We start from the raw sequence: 14,759 nt of genomic DNA on the forward strand, positions 1-14,759 counted from the left end.
GGCGGCCGTGCCGACCGACTGCGGAGGACAGAGATGATGGGACCCGGTGACTTCGGCAACGACCCGTGGGACGAATTCCTGGCCCGGTACTTCGGGCGGGGCGAGGGGGGACGCCGGCCGGCGCACCGGGTCGACATCACCCGGCTGATGACCGCCGACGCGCGGGAGATGCTGGCCGACGCGGCCCGCCGCGCGGCCCAGAAGCACAGCAACGACCTGGACACCGACCACCTGTTGTGGGCGGCGTTGCAGCGCGAGCCGCTACGGGACCTGGTGCGCCGGGCCGGCGCCGACCCGGACGCGCTGGTCAACGCGCTGGGCGGGCGCGGCGAGGGGGCGCCCCGGGGCGAGGTGCCGCCGAACCTGTCGCTGACCCCGGCGGCCAAGCGGGCGCTGCTCGACGCGCACCAACTCTCCCGGGCCATGGGGGCCAACTACATCGGCCCCGAGCACATCCTGATGGCCCTGCCGCTCAACCCCGAGTCGCCGGCCGGCCGGATGCTCGCCGCCGGGCGGATCCAGCCCGAGTCGCTCCAGGCGGCCAGCGCCGAGCGCGGCCCGTCGACCGGCCCGAAGCCGGACCGGGGCACCCCCACCCTCGACCAGTACGGCCAGGACCTCACCGAGCTGGCCCAGATGGACCAGATCGACCCGGTGATCGGCCGGGCCGACGAGATCGAGCAGGCCGTGGAGATCCTGTCCCGGCGCACCAAGAACAACCCGGTGCTGATCGGCGAGGCCGGCGTCGGCAAGACCGCCATCGTGGAGGGGCTTGCCGAGCGGATCTGTGACGGCGACGTCCCGCAGACCCTGATCGGCAAGCGGGTCATCCAGCTCGACCTGGCCGGCCTGGTCGCCGGCACCCGCTACCGGGGCGACTTCGAGGAACGGCTCAAGAAGGTGATCGACGAGATCCGGGCCCACCGCGAGGAGCTGATCGTCTTCCTGGACGAGATCCACACCCTGGTCGGCGCCGGCGGCGCCGGCAGCGAGGGCGGCATGGACGCGTCCAACATGCTCAAGCCCGCCCTGGCCCGCGGCGAGCTGCGGGTGATCGGCGCGACCACGCTGGACGAGTACCGCAAGAGCATCGAGAAGGACGCCGCGTTGGCCCGACGGTTCCAGCCGGTGCTGGTCCCCGAGCCCACCGTCGAGGACACCGTGGCCATCCTGCGCGGCCTGCGCGACCGGTACGAGGCGCACCACCAGGTCCGCTTCACCGACGAGGCGCTGGTCGCCGCCGCCGAGCTCTCCGACCGGTACGTCACCGACCGGTACCTGCCGGACAAGGCGATCGACCTCATCGACCAGGCCGGCGCCCGGGTGCGGCTGCGCACCCGCACCCCGGCCGCCGACGTGCGCGAGCTGGAGCAGCAGCTCGACGAGGTACGCCGGGACAAGGAGCAGGCCGTCTCCGACGAGCAGTACGAGCGGGCCACCCAGCTGCGTGACCGCACCGCCGAGCTGGAGGACCAGCTCCGGCGCGCCCGGGGCGACGAGGGCCCCAACCACGTGCCCGAGGTCGGGCCGAAGGAGATCGCCGAGGTGGTGTCGCGGGCCACCGGCATCCCGATCAACCAGCTCACCGAGGAGGAGCGGGACCGGCTGCTGCGCCTGGAGGGGCACCTGCACGAGAAGGTGGTCGGCCAGGACGAGGCGGTCAGCGCGGTGGCCGAGGCGGTGCGCCGCTCGCGTACCGGGCTGGCCGACCCGGACCGGCCGATGGGCAGCTTCCTCTTCCTCGGCCCCACGGGCGTCGGCAAGACCGAGCTGGCCCGGGCCCTCGCCGAGGCGCTTTTCGGCGAGGCCGACCGGATGGTCCGGGTGGACATGAGCGAGTTCCAGGAGCGGCACACGGTCAGCCGGCTGGTCGGCGCGCCTCCCGGCTACGTCGGTTACGAGGAGGCGGGCCAGCTCACCGAGGCGGTGCGCCGCCGCCCGTACGCGGTGGTGCTTCTCGACGAGATCGAGAAGGCCCACCCGGACGTGTTCAACATCCTGCTCCAGGTGCTCGACGACGGCCGGCTCACCGACAGCCAGGGGCGCACGGTGAACTTCAAGAACACCGTACTGATCATGACGAGCAACCTCGGCTCGGAGCTGATCACCGGCACCCAGCGCACCGTCGGCTTCGGCGCCGGCGAGCCCGGCGAGCAGCAGACCAGCGAACTGCGCGAGCGGCTGATGCGCCGGCTCCAGGAGAACTTCCGGCCCGAGTTCATCAACCGGATCGACGAGGTGATCATCTTCCAGCGCCTGGAGGCCGAGCAGCTGCGCCAGATCACCGGACTGCTGCTGGAGGAGACCCGCCGCCGCCTGCACGCCCAGGACATCCAGGTCGAGTTCACCACCGCCGGCGTGGACTGGCTGGCCGAGCACGGCTACCAGCCCGAGTTCGGCGCCCGGCCGCTGCGCCGGGTGATCCAGCGCGAGGTCGACAACCGGCTCTCCCGGATGCTGCTGGAGAACGAGATCTCGCCCGGCCAGCACGTCACCGTCGACGCGCGGGACGGCCAGCTCGCCTTCGAGGTGCGCGCCACCGACCGCGGCTACACCGCCGCGTCGACGTCCCATCCGCGATGAGGGAAGACGCCCCAGCCCCGACGGATCGGAGGGCGGACATGACGGAACCCGAGGAGACCCGGGAGGACACCGAGCGAACCGAACCCATCGTCGCGCCCCCGACGGCCAACCCGGCCCGGGTCAAGGTGCCGCCGGAGGGCCTGAAGCAGCACACCGACAAGGGCGAGGGCGACCCGACGCCGTCCGGGTCGCCGTCGGAAGAGGAGGCGTGATGGTACGCGAGGCGCGACTCGACCCGGAGGTCGAGGTGATCTGGGACGACTTCCACGCCGAGGTGAACGTCCCCTCCGAGAAGCTGCGGCAGTGGCTGCTCACCCGCGGCTCGGGGGAGGAGGCGTTCGGCCCCGGCCCGGACCTCGACCTGCCCGAGCCCGGCCGGCGGATCCTCCAGGTGCTGACCAAGCGCAAGGTGGACCTCACCCCGGACGACATCGAGGTGATGCGGGACGCCATCGAGCGGATCCGGGCGCTGACCGCGGCGAAGCCGAGCCGGGGCAACGCCGACGACGAGTGGCGGCACTCGCTGCTCGACCTCGGCCACGACGTCCTCATCGAACGCTGACGTGCTATGCGCCGGCACCCGGGACGGTTCCCGGGTGCCGTCGCCGTCGGTCTACTCGGATTCCATGCTGGGCAGTTGCAGTCCGGCGGCGTCGGCCGCGTCCTGCCGGTCGCCGCGCGCCCGCTCCTCCCGGGTGAGCAGGTTGGCGTACTCGGTGATGTCGGCCGGCTCGGGCACCTCGGGCAACCGGCGCAGGAACGCCTCCAGGTCGGCGGAGGCGGCGGTGTGCGCGGCGGCCGCCTGGCGCAGCAGCTCCCGCTGGTCGGCGGCGGGGTACAGATCAGTCATGCCGCCCAGATACCCGCGCTCAGGCGGTTCGCACCCCGCCCGCGGTGGTCGGCTGCGCGCCGAAGTCCGGGTGGGCCAGCAGCCAGGCCAGGTAGTCCGGGTGGTTCGCCAGCGCGTCGGTGTACGACGCCAACGCCGTCTCCAGCACCGGCTCGGCGACCCGGGCCGCCGGGGCGTCCGGGTGCCAGCCGAGCAGCAGCCGCCAGCGCAGCGGCGTCCCCGCCAGCCGGCGGGTCACCAGCCCGGCCACCGGGCGGAAGGTGGCCTGGCACAGCGCCACCGCCTCGCCCGCGTCCACCAGGTCCAGGCAGCCCCGCACGTCCGCCTCGTAGACCTTGCGGGGGGTGAAGCCGGCCCGGGCGCAGGCGGCCGCGAAGCAGTCGCCGAAGCAGCCGTCCCCGGGCGCGGCCACCCACTGCTCGCGGCGCAGGTCGATGAGGCCCACCTCGTCGCGTCCGGCCATCGGGTGGGTCTGCGGCAGCAGCACGAAGACCGGGTCGACGGCCACCTCCCGCCAGCTCAGCCCGAACTCCGCCGACGGGGTGGCGTCCCCGCACACCCCGGTGAGCGCGAAGTCGAGCCGCCCGCCGGCCACCAGTTGGGCCAGCTCGTCCACCGACCAGGACGCGTACGTGGTGATCTGCACCTCGGGGCGTTCGGCGGCGAGCCGGTGCACCAGCCGGCCCAGGATGGGGCTGTTCACCCCGCCGAACCGGTAGCGGCTCAGCGGGTCACCGGCCCCGGCCAGCCGGGCCGCCTCGTCCTGGAGGCCCTTCATGGCCGGCAGCAGCACCCGGGCCCGGTCCAGCACCAGCTCGCCCAGCGCGGTGGGCCGGGCGCCCCGGCGGTCCCGCTCGAACAGCGGCCCACCGAGGGCGCGCTCGATGCGCTGGAGCTGGGCGGTCAGCGCCGGCTGGGCCAGGCCGAGCGTGGAGGCCGCCTTGGTGACGCTCCCCGTCTCCGCGATCGCGCAGACCACCCGCAGGTGTCGCAGCTCCAGATTCATACGGTGACGGTAGGACCACCGAACGGGTGGGCGGAAGGGTCCGACGGCATCGGTATAGCTGTATGAACCAGGGTTCAGAGGTCGCGGGGGCGCTCCAGGTCCGCCAGGCGGGTGCGCCGGCCCGTGACCACGTCGCGCACCTTGTCCAGCACGCCCACCGCCGGCTCGACGATCTTGTTCCAGGGCGGGGTGGCCGGGGTCCCCGGGTGCGGCCGGGTGGGCGCCGCCTCCTCGGCGATCTCCCACCGGTTGCCGAGCCGGATCAGCTCCGCGTCGCTGGCCACCTCGCGCAGCGGCGCCAGCAGCGCGGCGACCCGGCTCACGTGCCGGCGTACCCGGTCGGCGACGTCGGTCACCGCGGGGTCGTCCGGCCCGGACAGTCCCTTGAGCGCGGTCAGCAGGGCCGCGTCGGCCTCGATCTCCCGGTCCACCATCTCGGCGCTCTCCGGCACCGCCGCCCGGGCGGCCGGGAAGAGGTACTGCTCCTCGGCGGAGAGGTGCCGGGACACCGCGGCGGTCAGCACGTCCAGCACCTCGCGGCGGCGCGCCCCGTCCAGGCCCGGATCGGTGACCTGCCCGGCCAGCCCGAGCAGCGCCCGGTGCTCCCGGTCCACGTGGTCGGCCAGGCTCCGCCCACCCGGCCGGTACGCGTCGTCGGCGGCGGGCGGCAGCGGCGGCAGGGGGACGGTCATGGTGTCCTCCGGGATCGACGGGTGTGGCGGTCCGGCGGTACCCGCCCGCGCGATCCGCGAAACCGCGCCCCGACCGGGGCCGACGGTCCGGCGGGGCCGGCTGGTATGAAGAAGCGATGACGAGCGACGCCCCCTCCACCCGACCGGACCCCACCGACGAGGTCGTGGACCTCTGCCGCGACCTGCTGCGCATCGACACCACCAACACCGGGGACAATGACACCAGCGTCGGGGAGCGCCGGGCCGCGGAGTACGTCGCCGAGAAGCTCGCCGAGGTCGGGGTCGACGCGGAACTGATCGAGTCCGCGCCGGGCCGGGCCAACCTGGTGGCTCGGATCCCCGGCACCGACCCGGGCCGGGACGCGTTGCTCGTGCACGGGCACCTCGACGTGGTGCCCGCCGACCCGGACGAGTGGTCGGTGCACCCGTTCTCCGGCGAGATCCGCGACGGCTACCTGTGGGGCCGGGGCGCGATCGACATGAAGGACTTCGACGCCATGGTGCTGGCCGTGGTCCGCGGCTGGCAGCGCGCCGGCGTCCGCCCGTCCCGCGACATCGTGCTCGCGTTCACCGCCGACGAGGAGGCCGGCAGCGACTACGGCGCGCACTTCCTCGCCCAGCGGCACCGGCACCTCTTCGACGGCTGCACCGAGGCGATCGGCGAGGTGGGCGGCTTCTCCTACTCCGTGGACGAGTCTCGGCGGCTCTACCTCATCGAGACCGCCGAGAAGGGCATCGACTGGCTGCGCCTGCACGCCAAGGGCCGCCCCGGCCACGGCTCGATGGTGCACGACGACAACGCGGTCACCGCGCTCGCCGAGGCGGTCGCCCGGATCGGCGGGCACCGCTTCCCGGTGGTGATGACCGACACCGTACGGGCGTTCCTGGCGGAGGTCTCCGACGTCCTCGGCATCGAGATCGACCCGGACGACCCGGAGACCGCGATCGCCAAGCTCGGCCCGATCGCCAACATCATCGGCGCGACCATCCGCAACACCGCCAACCCGACCCGGCTGGCGGCCGGCTACAAGGACAACGTCATCCCGGGCCGGGCCACCGCCACCATCGACTGCCGGAGCCTGCCCGGCCAGAGCGAGCTGCTGGAGCGGCAGCTGCGCGAGCTGGTCGGGCCGGACATCGCCGTCGAGTACATCCAGCGCCAGCCCGCCCTGGAGACCACCTTCGACGGCGACCTGGTCGAGGCCATGTCGGCCGCGCTGCGCGCCGAGGACCCGGGCGCCCGCCCCGTGCCGTACATGCTCTCCGGCGGCACCGACGCCAAGGCGTTCTCCCAGCTCGGCATCCGGTGCTTCGGCTTCGCGCCGCTGCGGCTGCCCGCCGACCTCAATTTCTCCGGCCTGTTCCATGGCATCGACGAGCGGGTTCCGCTGGACGGACTACAGTTCGGCGTGCGGGTTCTCGACCGCTTTCTCCGCAGCTGCTGAGCGTGCCCGTCGCGTCACTGCCGGCGCGGGAACCTCCCCCATCGCGAAGGGACTGCCTCACATGACCGACCAGCACGGTGAGCTGGACGCCGCCCTCGAGCGGGTGATCGACGCGGCCCGCGCCCACCTGGCCGCCGTCCGCGCCGCCCAGGGCCGGATCGACGACGACGCCGTCTGGCAGGCGTACGTCGCTTTGAACAACGCCTCGTTCGCGTACGACGAGCAGCTGCTCGACGCGTTCGGCGAAGTGACGCCCTGGGACGTCGAGTCGATCGACCCGGACGAGGCCGACGAGCGCTTCGGCGGCGGCGAGGGCGTCGAGGCGACCGACCCGCACCCGCGGGTGATCTCGGTGCGGCAGCGGCGGGACTACCGCGTCCCCAGCGTCGCCGCGCTGATCCGGGCGGCCGAGGCGGCCCGCCGCGAGGGCACCCCGGAGGAGGACGAGACGGCCCCGGTCGAAGGGGTCGGCGAGGCCGTGCTGGAGCTGCTGCAGAGCGGCGACGGCTCGCTGTCCGCCCTCGACGTGCCCGAGCTGGAGCCGCTCGACGGCGTCGTCATGGTCAGCGAGGTCGGCACCCCGGTCGACCTGGAGTCCTTCGACGACGACGACCCGGTCGGCCCGTTCCAGCCGGCCGCCGACGACCGGCTGGTCGGCCGGCTCGACGAGCACCCGTTCCTGGAGCTCGACGAGGAGCACGACCACGACCACGCCCACTAGGCCGTGACGCCCCCGGGGCCCACCGTGCGGTGCCGGCCCCGGGGACGCCGCGCCTCCGGCCCGTCGTCAGTAGGAGAGGCCCGGCTGCGGCTGGTTGACCCGGCGGCGCCGCAGCATGACCTGCCGCGTGCCGTCCCGGTACAGCCGCACCCGGGCCAACTCCCAACCGGAGAACTCCGCCTGGATCGCCAGCTGCGCCGCGGCGGTCAACCGATCAACGTTCGAAGGCAACCGGAGCGGCGCGTATTCGTAGTCCATGCCTTCTATGCTGGCCCAGCCCGGCGGCCTGTCGCCACCCCCTGACGGTGACCCGCGTCGCCCGTTTTGCACACCCGTGCCCGGGCGGCGGGGCTCAGCCGTCCCGTTCCGGGTAGCCGACCGGCACCGCCGAGACGTCGTCCAGGGCGGTGACGATCTCCTCCGGCAGGGTCATCCGCTCCACCTGGAGCGCGCCGAGCAGCTGCCCCACGGTCCGGGCGCCGAGGATCGGCGCGGTCACCCCGGGCCGGTCCCGGATCCAGGCCAGCGCCACCTCCAGCGGCGACACGCCCAGACCACCGGCCGCGATGGCCACCGCCTCCACGATGCTGGAGCAGCGCGGCTCCAGGTAGGTGGCGACGAAGCGCTCGAAGTGCGGCGACACCGCCCGCGAGTCCGCCGGGCGGCCGTTGCGGTACTTGCCGGTGAGCACCCCGCGGCCCAGCGGCGACCAGGGCAGCACGCCCAGCCCCATCGCCTCGCAGGCGGGCAGCACCTCGCGCTCCACGCCCCGCTCCAGCAGCGAGTACTCCACCTGGGCGGCGACCACCGGGGCCCGCCCCGGCCAGGCGGCCTGCCAGGCGGCGGCGCGGGCGGTCTGCCAGCCGGAGAAGTTCGACACCCCGACGTACCGGGCCTTGCCGCTGGACACCGCGTGGTCGAGCGCGGAGAGCGTCTCCTCCAGCGGGGTGTCCGGGTCGTACCCGTGCACCTGCCAGAGGTCGACGTGGTCGGTGCCGAGCCGGCGCAGCGAAGCCTCCAGGGTGCGCAGCAGGTGCCCGCGGGAGCCGTCCCGGCGGCGGCCGCTGCCCGGCCGCAGCCCCGCCTTGGTGGCGATGAGCAGTTCGTCGCGGGGCACCAGGCTGCCCAGCAGGGAGCCGATCACCGACTCCGCGTCGCCGTCGGCGTACACGTCGGCGGTGTCCACGAGGTTGCCGCCCGCGTCGAGGTAACTCTTCAGCTGGGCGGCCGCGTCGTCGGCATCGGTGTCCCGTCCCCAGGTCATGGTGCCGAGCGCGAGCCGCGAAACCGCCAGCCCGCTTCGGCCGAGCGGTCGCTGTTGCATGGGTGAACCTTATTTCGAACCCGGCGTCACGGATATCCTCGCCATAGTCAACTTCCCGCGCGACCCTTCCGCGGGTGTGACGAGTTCGAGGTGAGCCGGTGGTTCGCGCGGCCACTCCCATTGCGTAACCTGATGCGACCTGTGGTGCGGATGGTGGGAGGACCAGTGCGACTCGGGCTCAGCCTCGGATACCAGACGGCGTGGAGCACGCCCGCCGACCACCTGGCTCTGGCCCAGGAGGCGGATCGGCTCGGTTACTCGGTGGTGTGGGCCGCGGAGGCGTACGGCTCCGACTCGCCGAGCATGCTGGCCTGGATGGCCGGCCAGACCGAGCGGATCGACGTGGGCGCCGCGGTGATGCAGATCCCCGCCCGTACCCCGGCGATGACCGCGATGACCGCGGCGACCATCGACGCCCTCTCCGGCGGCCGGTTCCGGCTGGGCCTGGGCGTCTCCGGCCCGCAGGTCTCCGAGGGCTGGCACGGCGTCCGCTTCGCCAAGCCCCTGGCCCGCACCCGGGAGTACGTCGACATCGTGAAGCTCGCGGTGGCCCGCAAGGAGGTCGCGTACGACGGCGAGCACTACACGCTGCCGCTGCCGGACGGCCCGGGCAAGGCGCTGCGGCTGGGCTTCCACCCGCCGCGCGAGCACATCCCGATCTACCTGGCCGCGGTCGGCCCGAAGAACCTGGAGCTGGCCGGCGAGATCGCCGACGGCTGGCTCGCCGTCTTCTACGCCCCGGAGTTCGCCGAGGAGCAGCTCGCCTCGGTCCGCGCCGGCCGGGCCAAGGCCGGCAAGGAGCTGGCCGGCTTCGACGTCGTGCCGTCGGTGCCGGTGGTGGTCGGCGACGACATCGCCACCTGCGCCGAGCTGGTCCGCTGGTACGCCGCCCTCTACGTCGGCGGCATGGGCAGCCGGCAGCAGAACTTCTACAACCAGCTCGCCACCCGGATGGGCTACGGCGACGCCGCCCGCGAGGTGCAGGACCTCTACCTGGCCAAGCGGCAGCGCGACGCAGCCGCCGCCGTGCCGATGGAGTTCATCGACCGCACCTCGCTGCTCGGCCCGAAGGAGCGCATCGCCGAGCGGATGCGGGAGTACGCCGCCGCCGGCGTCACCACCCTGTCGGTGACCCTGTTCGTGGCGGACCGGGACAGCGGCGTGCAGACCCTCCGGACCGTCGCCGAGGCGCTGGACCTCTCCGGAGTCGGCGAGTGACCTGGGTCGAGGCCATCGTCCTGGGCATCGTCCAGGGGCTCACGGAATTCCTGCCCGTCTCGTCCTCCGGCCACCTGCGCATCACCTCGGCGATCTTCTTCGGCCGGGACGCCGGGGCGTCGTTCACCGCGGTGACCCAGCTGGGCACCGAGGCCGCGGTGCTCATCTACTTCTTCAAGGACATCTGGCGGATCGTCCGGACCTGGGTCCTCGGCCTGTTCGACCGCTCGGTGCGCTCCAGCCTCGACTACCGCATGGGCTGGTACGTCATCGTCGGCACCATCCCGATCGGCATCTTCGGGCTCCTCTTCAAGGACCAGATCCGCACCGCCGGCCGGAACCTGTACCTGATCTCCGGCACGCTGATCGTCGGCGCGATCGTGCTGGCCCTCGCGGAGTACTGGGGGCGCCAGACCCGCACGCTGGAGAACTTCCGGATGCGCGACGGCGTCATCATGGGCTTCGCCCAGGCCGCAGCGCTGATCCCCGGCGTCTCCCGCTCCGGCGGCACGCTCACCGCCGGCCTGCTGCTCAACCTCACCCGGGAGACGGCGGCCCGCTACTCGTTCCTGCTGGCCATCCCGGCCGTGGTGATCTCCGGCGTGTTCAGCATCCCGGACGTCTTCGAGCCGTCCGCGCCCGGCACGGCGGCGCCGAGCGTGGCGCAGATGGTCGTGGCCACGGTGATCGCCTTCGCCATCGGCTACGCGGCCATCGCCTGGCTGCTGCGCTACGTCGCGCACCACACCCTGTACCTGTTCGTCCTCTACCGGGTGGCGCTCGGCACTCTGGTCCTCTGCCTGCTCCTCACCGGCACGATCAACGCCACCTGAGCTGATCCTCAGACGCCGCTGGCCGGCACCCCGTGTTTTGGGGTGCCGGCCAGCGTTTGCTTCTTGGGTCAGCTGTTCCAGTGGTGGGCGACGATGTCGGCGGCCTGCTGCTCCCACTGCGCGTACGCATCCGGGTAGGCCGACACCTGCACGGTCTGGGCGGCCACGGTCAGCGGCATGTCCTGCCAACCGTCAACCTGCTTCAGACCCTTCTCGAAAGCCAGGGTGGAGTACTCGGGGTTGGTGATCTGCTCCGGCGTGCCCCAACCCGAGGACGGGCGCTGCTGGAACAGGCCCAGCGAGTCATGGTCATTCTTGTCGCCGAGGTGACCCAGGTTCTCCAGCTTCGACTCCTGCAGCGACGTGGCGATCGAGATGACCGCCGCCCGCTCCGGCAGACCCGCCTTCTTCGTCGCAGCGATGATCGCCTTCGCGTTGGCGGTCTGCTCGTCGTTCAGGTCGATCTTCGACTGGGCGCCCTGCACACCGTGCGGGATCAGCTTGTCACCCTGCACGGCCACGGCGACCGGCTTGCCCTCGACGGGGCCGGCATCGGCGTGAGCGGCGACCGGACCAGCGAAGACGCCACCGGTGAAGGCCAGACCAGCAATACCCAGCACGCTCTTACGCAGCATCGTGTTCATGGGAAAGCTCCATTCGGGGGTCGGCGCACACACAAGCCGACGGGGGTCGGCCGGGTGTGGTGGTGTGCGCAAGCACCGTCAGGCGCTCAAAAAGTCTTGGGGGGATCATCCGGTCGCGGGGCAAAGCCTCTTCGTCGCGCCGGGACCATGTACAACGACCGGCGGGCCACCATCATTCCGGGCCCGGCCACCCCGCCTGGCGGGGCGTCTTCCTCGGTCGTTCACGGGGATACAACGACGCGAACCCGCCCGGCATTCCGCCGCCAGAGTGCCGCCGACCACCCGCGAAACGGACACGCCGCCCAGCCGAGCCCGGTCGGTGGAACACCACTGGTGCATCCGGACTTCGGAGACAAAGACAACCATGGCGTTCCACCAGATGTCCCGCAACCCACCGTCGGTGGAACGTTATGGAGCTATCCCGGCCCTGGAGACATCCATAGCGTTCCACTAACGGCCCGGACTTCGGAACAAACCGGACATTAGCTCCAGGCCCCGAGTTGGGCCTGGACCGCCAACCAGTACCGGACCACCTGCTCGGCCCCTTTGCTCTGCAGCCACGGAAGCATCACTCCCGGACCTCCGGCGTTGCGTGAAGGGCTGCAGAGCAAAGGCGGTGTTGAGCACCGGCCCCCCTCGCTGGGGCGATTGGACCTGATCCGCCCCGACCTGATGGCGCGGCGGGTAGGGCCGAACCCAGCGGATCCGCGGCAGCCGCCGTCCGGGACGCGAGGGACCGGGCGGAAACAACAGCGCCGCCCGGCCCCGGGGGGACGGGCGGCGCTGTTGGTGTCGGTGTGCAGGTCGCCTCTCGGCGAGTGGCACGACGCGGCTCCAGCCGGACGGTATTCCGCGAAGGCAATTTAGGTGAGGCCCGGGGACACTGGACACACCGACGCTCTGCACAACGGCCCGACCCACCCGGGTGTTCCGGGCGCGGACGTGTCGGCCGTCACGCCAGCCCGTGCTCGCATGGCTGACTCCGTCGCACGGCGCAGCGCGGCGCGGGAGGCCCGGCGTCCGACCGGGACAGGGCCTTGGTCTCGGCCCGACCGGCACGCCGGACGCCAGGTCGGCGAGGTGGCGGTGTCGGATGGCCGGTGATACCGCCACATCGCGTGGTGGAGTCGATCAAGGGGGTGGGAGCGCCTAGGGTGGTCAACGTGGCGACCCTTCTGCTTCTGCGACACGGCCGGACCACCGCGAACGCCGACGGGGGCCTGGCCGGACGGCAACCGGTCGAGCTGGACGAGACCGGGCGCGGCCAGGCCACGGCGGTCGGCGAGCGGCTCAAGGGACTGCCCCTCGCGGCCGTGGTGACCAGCCCGCTGATCCGTTGCCGGCAGACCCTGGAGCTGGCCCTGCCCGGCGCGGAGCCGGTGGTCGAGGAGGGGCTGATCGAGTGCGGCTACGGCGCCTGGGAGGGGCAGCCGCTGAAGAAGCTGGCGAAGGAGCCCCTCTGGCCGGTGGTGCAGCAGCACCCGAGTGCCGCCGTCTTTCCCGAGGGGGAGTCGATGGCGGCGATGTCGGCGCGGGCGGTCGCCGCGGTGCGCGCCTGGGACGCCCGGATCAGCGCCGAGCACGGGCCCGAGGCGGTCTGGCTGGCGTGCAGCCACGGCGACGTGATCAAGGCGATCGTGGCCGACGCGCTCGGCGTACACCTGGATCTTTTCCAGCGGATCGTGGCCGACCCGGCGTCGGTGACCGCGATCCGCTACACCTCGTTGCGGCCCTTCCTGGTGCGGCTGAACGACACCGGCGGAGACCTGGCCGGGCTGGTCCCGCCGGCGCGCAAGCGGCGCCGGCGGGCGACCCGGGCGACCGACTCGGACGCGGCCGTGGGCGGCGGTGCGGGGGCGGTGCGGTGAGCCGCCTCACCAGGCCCAGCGACGGTGGCCCGGTGAGCGGCCGCGCCACGCCCGGCGACGGCCATGGTGGGCCATGGCGTTTCGCCCTGGGCGGATTCGGCGTCGGTGCGCTGCGCGACGGTTCCGCGCGCCGGATAGGGTCGTGGGTATGACCCACCAGGTGCACGCCTTCGAGCCGCCGGAGCGGTTCGTCGCCGGAACCGTCGGCCCGCCGGGGGAGCGCACGTTCTTCCTCCAGGCGCGCGGCGGTGGCCGGCTGGTCAGCGTCGCGCTGGAGAAGGTCCAGGTGTCCCTGCTCGCCGAGAAGCTGGAGGAGCTGCTCTCCGAGGCGCAGCGCCGGTTCGGCGTCGACCTGCCGGAGACGGCCCCGGTGACCGGTGACAACGACCCGCTCGACACCCCGGTCGACGAGGAGTTCCGGGTGGGCACCCTGGGCCTGGCCTTCGACGTGGACACCGCCACCGTGGTGATCGAGGCGATCGCCGCCGGTGAGGCGGAGGCCGAGGTCGAGCTGGGCGACGCGGACGACGACACCGACGAGGACCCCGACGAGCCGGACGACGACCTCGACCGGCTCCGGGTCCGGTTGACCCCCGAGGCGACCCGCGCGTTCATCGAACGGGCCCGCCGGGTGGTCAACGCCGGTCGCCCGCCCTGCCCGCTCTGCGGCCAGCCGCTCGACCCGGCCGGTCACCTCTGCCCCCGGCACAACGGTTATCACCGGTGACGTCGTCGGAACTTCAGCCCCGACAGGGCGCCGCCGCCTCGCTGCGACTGCTCAGCGACGGTGAGCTGACCCTGGAGGGGCGGCTGGTCGACGCCTCCAACGCCACCCTGCGCGGCATCGTCACCCTCGACGGGGCGACGGCGCACTGCGTCTACAAGCCGGTCCGTGGCGAGCGGCCGCTCTGGGACTTCCCGGACGGGACGCTCGCCGGCCGGGAGGTCTCGGCCTACCTGGTCTCCCAGGCCACCGGCTGGGACCTGGTGCCGCCGACCGTCCTGCGCGACGGCCCGTTCGGTCCCGGCTCCTGCCAGCTCTGGATCGACGAGCCGGAGGACGCCGAGCCGCTGGTCGGTTTCGTGCCGGCCGAGACGGTGCCGCCGCGCTGGTTCCCGATCGCCGCGGCGCGCGACGACGACGGGGCCGCGTACGCGCTGGCGCACGCCGACGACCCACGGCTGGCCCGGCTGGCCGTCCTCGACGCCGTGATCAACAATGCCGACCGCAAGGGCGGCCACGTGCTCGTCGGTCCCGATGACCGGATCTACGGGGTGGACCACGGGGTCTGCTTCCACGTCGAGGACAAGCTGCGCACGGTGCTCTGGGGCTGGTCCGGCCGGCGGCTCCCGCCGGACGCGGTGGAGATGCTCGACGGGCTGGCCGGCCAGCTCACCGGGGCGCTCGGCGACGAGCTGGCCGAGCACCTCACCATCAGCGAGGTCGCCGAGGTGGCGGCCCGGGTGGACCGGCTGCGGGAGACCGGGCGGTTCCCGCTGCCGCCGGAGGAGTGGCCGGCCATGCCGTGGCCGCCCATGTGAGCCGCTGTCGCGTTGATCACCCGAGGCGTGCCA

The 14,759-nt window shown here is 72.9% G+C and carries 16 protein-coding genes; 10 read left to right on the top strand and 6 right to left on the bottom strand.

Annotated features, from left to right (window positions below; translation table 11 throughout):
- Window positions 1-33: 33 nt before the first annotated feature.
- Genes IEY96_RS09685 through IEY96_RS09695 form a run of 3 tightly spaced genes read left to right on the top strand, consistent with a single transcriptional unit; the run spans window position 34 to window position 3,145 of the window.
- Entirely contained in the window at window positions 34-2,583 is a 2,550-nt protein-coding gene (locus IEY96_RS09685; protein WP_189194471.1) for an ATP-dependent Clp protease ATP-binding subunit, read from the top strand.
- Between the two features lie 38 nt (window positions 2,584-2,621).
- Entirely contained in the window at window positions 2,622-2,795 is a 174-nt protein-coding gene (locus IEY96_RS09690) for a hypothetical protein (protein WP_189194472.1), read from the top strand.
- Window positions 2,795-3,145 carry a DUF3140 domain-containing protein gene (locus IEY96_RS09695; protein WP_107074537.1) on the top strand — a complete coding sequence of 117 codons (351 nt, stop codon included), beginning with the start codon at window positions 2,795-2,797 and terminating at the stop codon, window positions 3,143-3,145. The genes IEY96_RS09690 and IEY96_RS09695 overlap by 1 nt, the downstream gene beginning before the upstream one ends.
- A gap of 51 nt (window positions 3,146-3,196) precedes the next feature.
- On the opposite strand, the gene IEY96_RS09700 is transcribed toward IEY96_RS09695, so the two are convergent.
- From IEY96_RS09700 to IEY96_RS09710, 3 genes are all read right to left on the bottom strand, one after another.
- On the bottom strand, window positions 3,197-3,433 hold the full coding sequence (locus tag IEY96_RS09700) for a hypothetical protein (protein ID WP_189194473.1): 237 nt from the start codon (window positions 3,431-3,433) through the stop codon (window positions 3,197-3,199).
- A 19-nt stretch (window positions 3,434-3,452) separates the two neighbouring features.
- Window positions 3,453-4,439 carry a LysR family transcriptional regulator gene (locus IEY96_RS09705; RefSeq protein WP_189194474.1) on the bottom strand — a complete coding sequence of 329 codons (987 nt, stop codon included), beginning with the start codon at window positions 4,437-4,439 and terminating at the stop codon, window positions 3,453-3,455.
- 74 nt (window positions 4,440-4,513) lie between these two features.
- Window positions 4,514-5,131 carry a hemerythrin domain-containing protein gene (locus IEY96_RS09710; RefSeq protein ID WP_189194475.1) on the bottom strand — a complete coding sequence of 206 codons (618 nt, stop codon included), beginning with the start codon at window positions 5,129-5,131 and terminating at the stop codon, window positions 4,514-4,516.
- A gap of 116 nt (window positions 5,132-5,247) precedes the next feature.
- On the opposite strand from IEY96_RS09710, the gene IEY96_RS09715 reads away from it, so the two are divergent.
- Both IEY96_RS09715 and IEY96_RS09720 read left to right on the top strand, forming a co-directional pair.
- Window positions 5,248-6,576: a M20/M25/M40 family metallo-hydrolase gene (locus IEY96_RS09715; RefSeq protein ID WP_189194476.1), complete on the top strand. Its 1,329-nt coding sequence runs from the start codon at window positions 5,248-5,250 to the stop codon at window positions 6,574-6,576.
- Between the two features lie 61 nt (window positions 6,577-6,637).
- Window positions 6,638-7,297, top strand: coding sequence for a hypothetical protein (locus IEY96_RS09720; RefSeq protein WP_189194477.1), 660 nt, complete (start codon window positions 6,638-6,640; stop codon window positions 7,295-7,297).
- A 66-nt stretch (window positions 7,298-7,363) separates the two neighbouring features.
- On the opposite strand, the gene IEY96_RS09725 is transcribed toward IEY96_RS09720, so the two are convergent.
- On the bottom strand, window positions 7,364-7,555 hold the full coding sequence (locus tag IEY96_RS09725) for a DUF5703 family protein (RefSeq protein WP_091265978.1): 192 nt from the start codon (window positions 7,553-7,555) through the stop codon (window positions 7,364-7,366).
- 94 nt (window positions 7,556-7,649) lie between these two features.
- Entirely contained in the window at window positions 7,650-8,621 is a 972-nt protein-coding gene (locus tag IEY96_RS09730) for an aldo/keto reductase (RefSeq protein WP_189194478.1), read from the bottom strand.
- Between the two features lie 165 nt (window positions 8,622-8,786).
- Between IEY96_RS09730 and IEY96_RS09735 the strand changes: the two genes are divergently transcribed.
- Complete coding sequence (locus IEY96_RS09735; RefSeq protein ID WP_091265972.1) at window positions 8,787-9,839, top strand: LLM class F420-dependent oxidoreductase; 1,053 nt, start codon at window positions 8,787-8,789, stop codon at window positions 9,837-9,839.
- A complete protein-coding gene (locus tag IEY96_RS09740) occupies window positions 9,836-10,672 on the top strand; it encodes an undecaprenyl-diphosphate phosphatase (protein ID WP_189194479.1) in 837 nt (278 codons plus the stop codon). The genes IEY96_RS09735 and IEY96_RS09740 overlap by 4 nt, the downstream gene beginning before the upstream one ends.
- A 68-nt stretch (window positions 10,673-10,740) precedes the next feature.
- Here IEY96_RS09740 and IEY96_RS09745 read toward each other — a convergent pair whose 3' ends face one another.
- Entirely contained in the window at window positions 10,741-11,316 is a 576-nt protein-coding gene (locus IEY96_RS09745; protein WP_189194480.1) for a hypothetical protein, read from the bottom strand.
- Between the two features lie 1,154 nt (window positions 11,317-12,470).
- Here IEY96_RS09745 and IEY96_RS09750 point away from each other — a divergent pair.
- From IEY96_RS09750 to IEY96_RS09760, 3 genes are all read left to right on the top strand, one after another.
- On the top strand, window positions 12,471-13,184 hold the full coding sequence (locus tag IEY96_RS09750; protein ID WP_189194481.1) for a histidine phosphatase family protein: 714 nt from the start codon (window positions 12,471-12,473) through the stop codon (window positions 13,182-13,184).
- A gap of 148 nt (window positions 13,185-13,332) precedes the next feature.
- Window positions 13,333-13,911, top strand: coding sequence for a DUF3090 domain-containing protein (locus IEY96_RS09755; RefSeq protein ID WP_189194482.1), 579 nt, complete (start codon window positions 13,333-13,335; stop codon window positions 13,909-13,911).
- Window positions 13,908-14,726: an SCO1664 family protein gene (locus IEY96_RS09760; RefSeq protein ID WP_189194483.1), complete on the top strand. Its 819-nt coding sequence runs from the start codon at window positions 13,908-13,910 to the stop codon at window positions 14,724-14,726. The genes IEY96_RS09755 and IEY96_RS09760 overlap by 4 nt, the downstream gene beginning before the upstream one ends.
- The last annotated feature ends 33 nt before the right edge of the window (window positions 14,727-14,759 follow it).

Source organism: Micromonospora fulviviridis (assembly GCF_014648395.1).
GTDB lineage: Bacteria > Actinomycetota > Actinomycetes > Mycobacteriales > Micromonosporaceae > Micromonospora > Micromonospora fulviviridis.